The following is a 5,037-nucleotide window of genomic DNA, read 5'->3' as shown; positions in this document are numbered from 1 at the left end:
CCATTTGAAGTTACTTCTTTGGCACAAGCTACAAAGAATAGCGGTGGAAAGGTCATTGTTCAGGTGGAAACTATTGTTCGTGGGGGCACATTGGATCCAAAGCTTGTAAAAATCCCCGGTATTTATGTGGATGGCATTGTTTTATCCAAAGAAGAAGAACATCAGCAGTGTCTCAATGGCAAGTATGACCCTAGCCTTTCCGGCGAGATTCGTGTTCCAACAGATAGCATTAGCGCATTGAAATTGGATGCAAAAAAAATAATAGCAAGACGTGCAGCAATGGAGTTGAAAAAGGACACTGTTGTTAATTTGGGAATTGGTGCTCCTGAATACGTTTCTGCTGTGGCCAATGAAGAGGGTATCGGCGATTTTATGACACTTACCGTTGAAGTTGGTCCGGTGGGTGGAATTCCTCAAGGTGGTACACGCTTTGGCGGCAGTATTAATGCGGATTGTGTTTTGGATCAGCCATACCAATTTGACTTTTATGACGGCGGTGGTGTAGATCTTGCTTTCCTTGGTCTTGCACAAACAGATGGCGACGGAAATGTAAATGTAAGCAAGTTTGGTCCAAGAATTGCAGGTTGTGGCGGATTTATTAATATTACACAGAATGCAAAAAAAGTATTTTTCTGTGGGACATTTATGGCAGGCGGCTTAAAAACAGCAGTAGAAAACGGCAAAATGCTTATTACAAAAGAAGGGGCCGAAAGAAAGTTTGTTAATGCCGTGGAGCATATCACTTTTAGCGGTAAATTCGCAAACAAAACCAATGAGCCTGTTATGTACATAACGGAAAGAGCTGTTTTTGAACTAAGACAAGATGGCGTGCATCTGATTGAAGTTGCTCCCGGAATTGATATTCAAACACAGATTATCGATCTAATGGGATTTGTTCCTAAAATGGAGAAGGAAGTTCAGCTTATGGACGAGAGAATCTTCAAGGAAGAACCTATGGGTCTAGGCAAATAACTACTAAATCTAAGTAATTTAAAATTAAACAGAGGAGATGTCATAATTGAAATTAGCAGAACTGAAAGAAAGCATTAAAAACATTATTATTGAGATCGAGGGCGAGGTTGCTATTTTAACAATGAATAGACCCAAAGCACTGAATGCGCTCAATGCTGAAACCATGCAGGAAATGATTCAAATTATGGAATGTATTGGCGCAGATGAATCTATCAATGGTGTAATCATCACAGCAGAAGGCAAGGGCTTTATTGCAGGTGCGGATATTACACAGTTTGTTCCCCTAGATGCTTTGGGCGGAAGAGATTGTTCCGAACTTGGACAAATGTGCTGTAGTTCTATAGAAAGACTTGAAAAACCAGTTATTGCCGCTGTAAATGGCTATGCTCTTGGTGGCGGAAACGAAGTTGCTATGGCTTGTGATATTCGAATTGCCAGCACAAAAGCAGTTTTCGGACAGCCGGAAGTAAACCTAGGAATTATGCCATGTTTTGGCGGAACACAGCGTTTAACAAGACTGGTAGCTTACGGTGTTGCAAAAGAACTTATTTATACAGCTAGACAGGTGAAAGCTGATGAAGCTCTTGCCATCGGACTTGTAAACAAAGTGGTTGCCCCTGAAGAATTGCTTTCTTCTGCAAAAGAAATGATGGCTACTATTCTTACAAAGGCACCAAAAGCAATTTCCATGTGTAAGGTTGCAATCAACAGAGGCAAGGAAATGGACTTGGACAATGCCCTTGAGCTTGAAAGAGATGTAACAGGCCTTCTGTTTTCAACAGCTGATAAGGTTGAAGGCGTTGCGGCTTTCCTTGAAAAAAGACCTGCTAAATTTATTGGCAAATAATCAATTCGCTTAACTTCTTTTTGCGCAGGATAACCCGGGATTCTTGCGCATTAGAAACTTCATAATAAAACATACATAGCAAAATGAATTCATACTCAATTTTTTGCGCAAAGTCTGCGACTTGCGTATTTAAATAAAAAAATTAAACAGAATAGAAAATATTCTCGAAAGGGGGATTAGGGAAGAAGAAAAATTTTGGGGGTTTGTGGTTTTCTATCATAATTTAGGAGGATTAAAAATGATTGGATTTATAGGTATTTTAATATCATTGTGCCTTTTGATTTATCTCGCGTATAGAGGTTGGTCAGTTATTCTTTTGGCACCTATTTTGGCTCTGCTTGCAACAACTTTTTCCCTTTTTGATGGTGGGGAAGTTCATCTTTTGGCTACATACACAGAAACATTTATGACTAATGCCGCAAACTACGTTAAGAACTACTATCCTGTATTCTTATTAGGTGCGTTGTTTGGTAAGGTAATGGATGATACGGGAACAGCGAACTCCATCGCTATGTTCATTGCAAAAAAAGTTGGTAAAGGTAAAGAAATTTGGGCAATCGTAATTGCTGGTGGTATCATCGTTTATGGTGGTGTTTCCATGTTCGTTGCAGCATTCGCCCTTTATCCAATTGGTGCTGCTTTATTTAGAGAAGCAGATATTCCAAAGAGATTGTTACCAGCTACCATTGGTATGTGTCCCCTTACTTTCTCTATGTCAGCTCCGCCTGGTTCACCACAGATTCAGAATGCAATCCCAATGAAATATTTAGGTACTGACCTTTTTGCTGCACCTGTTTTAGGTATTGTAGCAGCACTGATTATGTTCTTTGGGGGTACTCTTTATATTATTTCAAGAGCTACAAAAGCGAAAAAAGTTGGCGAAGGTTATGGTAATCATCCTAATGAAAACTTAAACACTGTAGATTCAAATAATTTACCTAGTTTTGGTACAGCTATTATTCCAATTTTAATTGTATTAATTGGTAACTTTGTTCTTTCTAAGGTTGTTTTCCCTGGTATGGATTTTGGCTATTTGCAGGACAAGTATAATATTGCTCCTTCTGCAGTTCTTGGAAACTGGAGCTTGATTTTATCTTTAATTGTTGCAATCGCTTTTGCAATTTCGTTAAACGTAAAGCGATTTGAAAAAGGCATCATGTCTACACTTAAAGAGGGTGTTCAGGGATCTTTCCTTGCTATTATGAACACTGCCAGTGAAGTTGGTTATGGTAACGTTATCAAAACCCTCGCTGCCTTTGGTATTGTTGGTGGTGCATTAATGGGCATATCTTCAAACCCTCTTGTTACAACAGCTATTTCTAGTTCGGTTCTTGCAGGTATCACAGGTTCCGCTTCTGGTGGTGTAAGTATTGCCCTTGAAGCATTTGGACAGACATTTATAGATCAAGCTATGGCAAGAGGTATCGACATTCAGGTTCTTCATAGAGTTGCTGCTGTTGCTTGCGGTGGTCTGGATAGTTTACCTCACAATGGTGCAGTAATAACACTTCTTGGTATCACAGGTATGACACATAAAGAGAGTTATGCGCATCTTGGTATGGTTACAGTAGTTATCCCTACGATTGCTGCAATTGCGATAATTGCATTAGGATCTCTGGGTATTGTTTAACAAGTAGATTGAGTAACAAAATACAATAGTTAAAAAACATTAAAAAAAGCTGTCGTTCTACAATTCAATCAGAATTTGTAGGCGACAGCTTTTTGTTTTTTTAGATTTGGGGTTATTATTTAACTCTGTGTACATCATATTTCAAAGGATTTTTGAGGTTATATTGATTTTTTAAGCTTTATTGGAATAGTCCCACCTAATTTTGGAAAACTAAATTAGATCGGAATAACGACAAGGAGGTTGACTAATGGAAAATTCAATGTTTTGTTATCAGTGCGAACAGACATTAGGTGGAAAAGGTTGCGTGAAATCAGGTGTGTGTGGAAAAAATCCTACGGTTGCAAACTTACAAGATGTATTGATTCATGAATTAAAGGGAATTGGATTTTATGGTCAGAAAAATTTAGAAAAAGGTTTAAAAATTCGAAGCGAAATCAATAAATTTGTTGTTGATGGCATGTTTTCAACACTGACGAATGTAAATTTTGATCCAACAAGATTTGTAGAATATGTGAAAAAGGCTGAGGAAATAAAAGAGGAATTGAGGAAGGCTATTGGCGATATCATGAATGTGCCAGAAGCTGCAAAATACAAAGCTCCAGATACTATGGAGGGGATGTTGGAAGATGCAAAAAAAATAGGTATTATGGCTGATGAAACCTTAGACATGGATATTCGTGCATTAAGGGAATTGCTGATTTATGGTTTTAAAGGTATGGCTGCTTATGCCCATCATGCATATATTCTTGGCAAATTTGATGATGAAGTAAATAATTTCTTCTATAAAGGTTTATCTGGCACAATTGATGATGGCCTAAGTGTTGAAGATTTGTTTAACCTAAATATGGAACTTGGGAAAACAAATATAAAATGTATGGAAGTGTTAGATTCAGCTGTTACAGGGGCATATGGTAACCCAGAACCAACACAGGTTTTGATTACAAAGAAAAAAGGCCCATTTATTATTGTTTCGGGTCATGATTTTAAGGATTTAAAAGAATTACTAGAACAAACAGAAGGAAAGGGCATTCATATTTATACCCATTGTGAAATGCTTCCTGCAAATGCCTACCCAGAATTAAAGAAATATAAACATTTAGTTGGAAATTATGGTGGGGCATGGCAGAAACAACAGGAGGAGTTTGACGGAATACCAGGATGTATTTTAATGACTACCAACTGTGTACAGAAGCCAAGGGATAGTTATAAAGATAGATTGTTTACAACAAGCATTGTGGGGATGCCCGATTGTCCCCATATTGATGAGGTCAATGGTAAAAAAGATTTTACACCAATCATCGAGAAGGCATTGGAGCTTAAGGGCTGGCAGGAAGATGAACCAGAAAAAAGAATTACAATAGGTTTTGCCCATCATGCGATTTTAAGTCACGCCAACGAAATTGTTGATGCAGTAAAAAGTGGTAAAATTAAGCATTTCTTCTTAATCGGCGGTTGCGATGGAGCAAGACCAGGTAGAAATTATTATACAGAGTTCGCAGAAAAAACCCCTAAAGACACAATTATACTAACATTGGCCTGCGGTAAATTCCGTTTCAATAAGCTTGATTTGGGAACAGTAGCAGGCTTT

At 38.1% G+C, this 5,037-nt stretch carries 3 protein-coding genes and 1 pseudogene; all 4 read left to right on the top strand.

Annotated elements, in window-relative coordinates; translation table 11 throughout:
* A pseudogene (locus RTK36_RS14040) lies at positions 1 to 972 on the top strand (3-oxoacid CoA-transferase); the annotation flags it as partial.
* Between the two features lie 121 nt (positions 973 to 1,093).
* Entirely contained in the window at positions 1,094 to 1,819 is a 726-nt protein-coding gene (locus RTK36_RS14035; protein ID WP_442871359.1) for an enoyl-CoA hydratase-related protein, read from the top strand.
* A 238-nt stretch (positions 1,820 to 2,057) separates the two neighbouring features.
* Positions 2,058 to 3,449 (top strand): GntP family permease, encoded by a 1,392-nt coding sequence (locus RTK36_RS14030; RefSeq protein ID WP_312047866.1) that lies wholly within the window; start codon positions 2,058 to 2,060, stop codon positions 3,447 to 3,449.
* A 247-nt stretch (positions 3,450 to 3,696) separates the two neighbouring features.
* Positions 3,697 to 5,037: hydroxylamine reductase (hcp, locus tag RTK36_RS14025; protein WP_312047865.1), on the top strand; the 1,341-nt coding region annotated here is incomplete at its 3' end.

This window comes from Anaerotignum sp. (assembly GCF_031981185.1).
Taxonomy (GTDB): Bacteria; Bacillota; Clostridia; order Lachnospirales; family Anaerotignaceae; genus Chakrabartyella.
The sequence above is the reverse complement of the archived record's forward strand: the minus strand, read 5'-3'. Positions and strand labels throughout refer to the sequence as shown.

Coding starts and splice junctions, on each gene's coding strand:
- RTK36_RS14035 (WP_442871359.1), top strand. CDS start 1,094: ATGAATAGACCCAAAGCACTGAATGCGCTCAATGCTGAAACCATGCAG.
- RTK36_RS14030 (WP_312047866.1), top strand. CDS start 2,058: ATGATTGGATTTATAGGTATTTTAATATCATTGTGCCTTTTGATTTAT.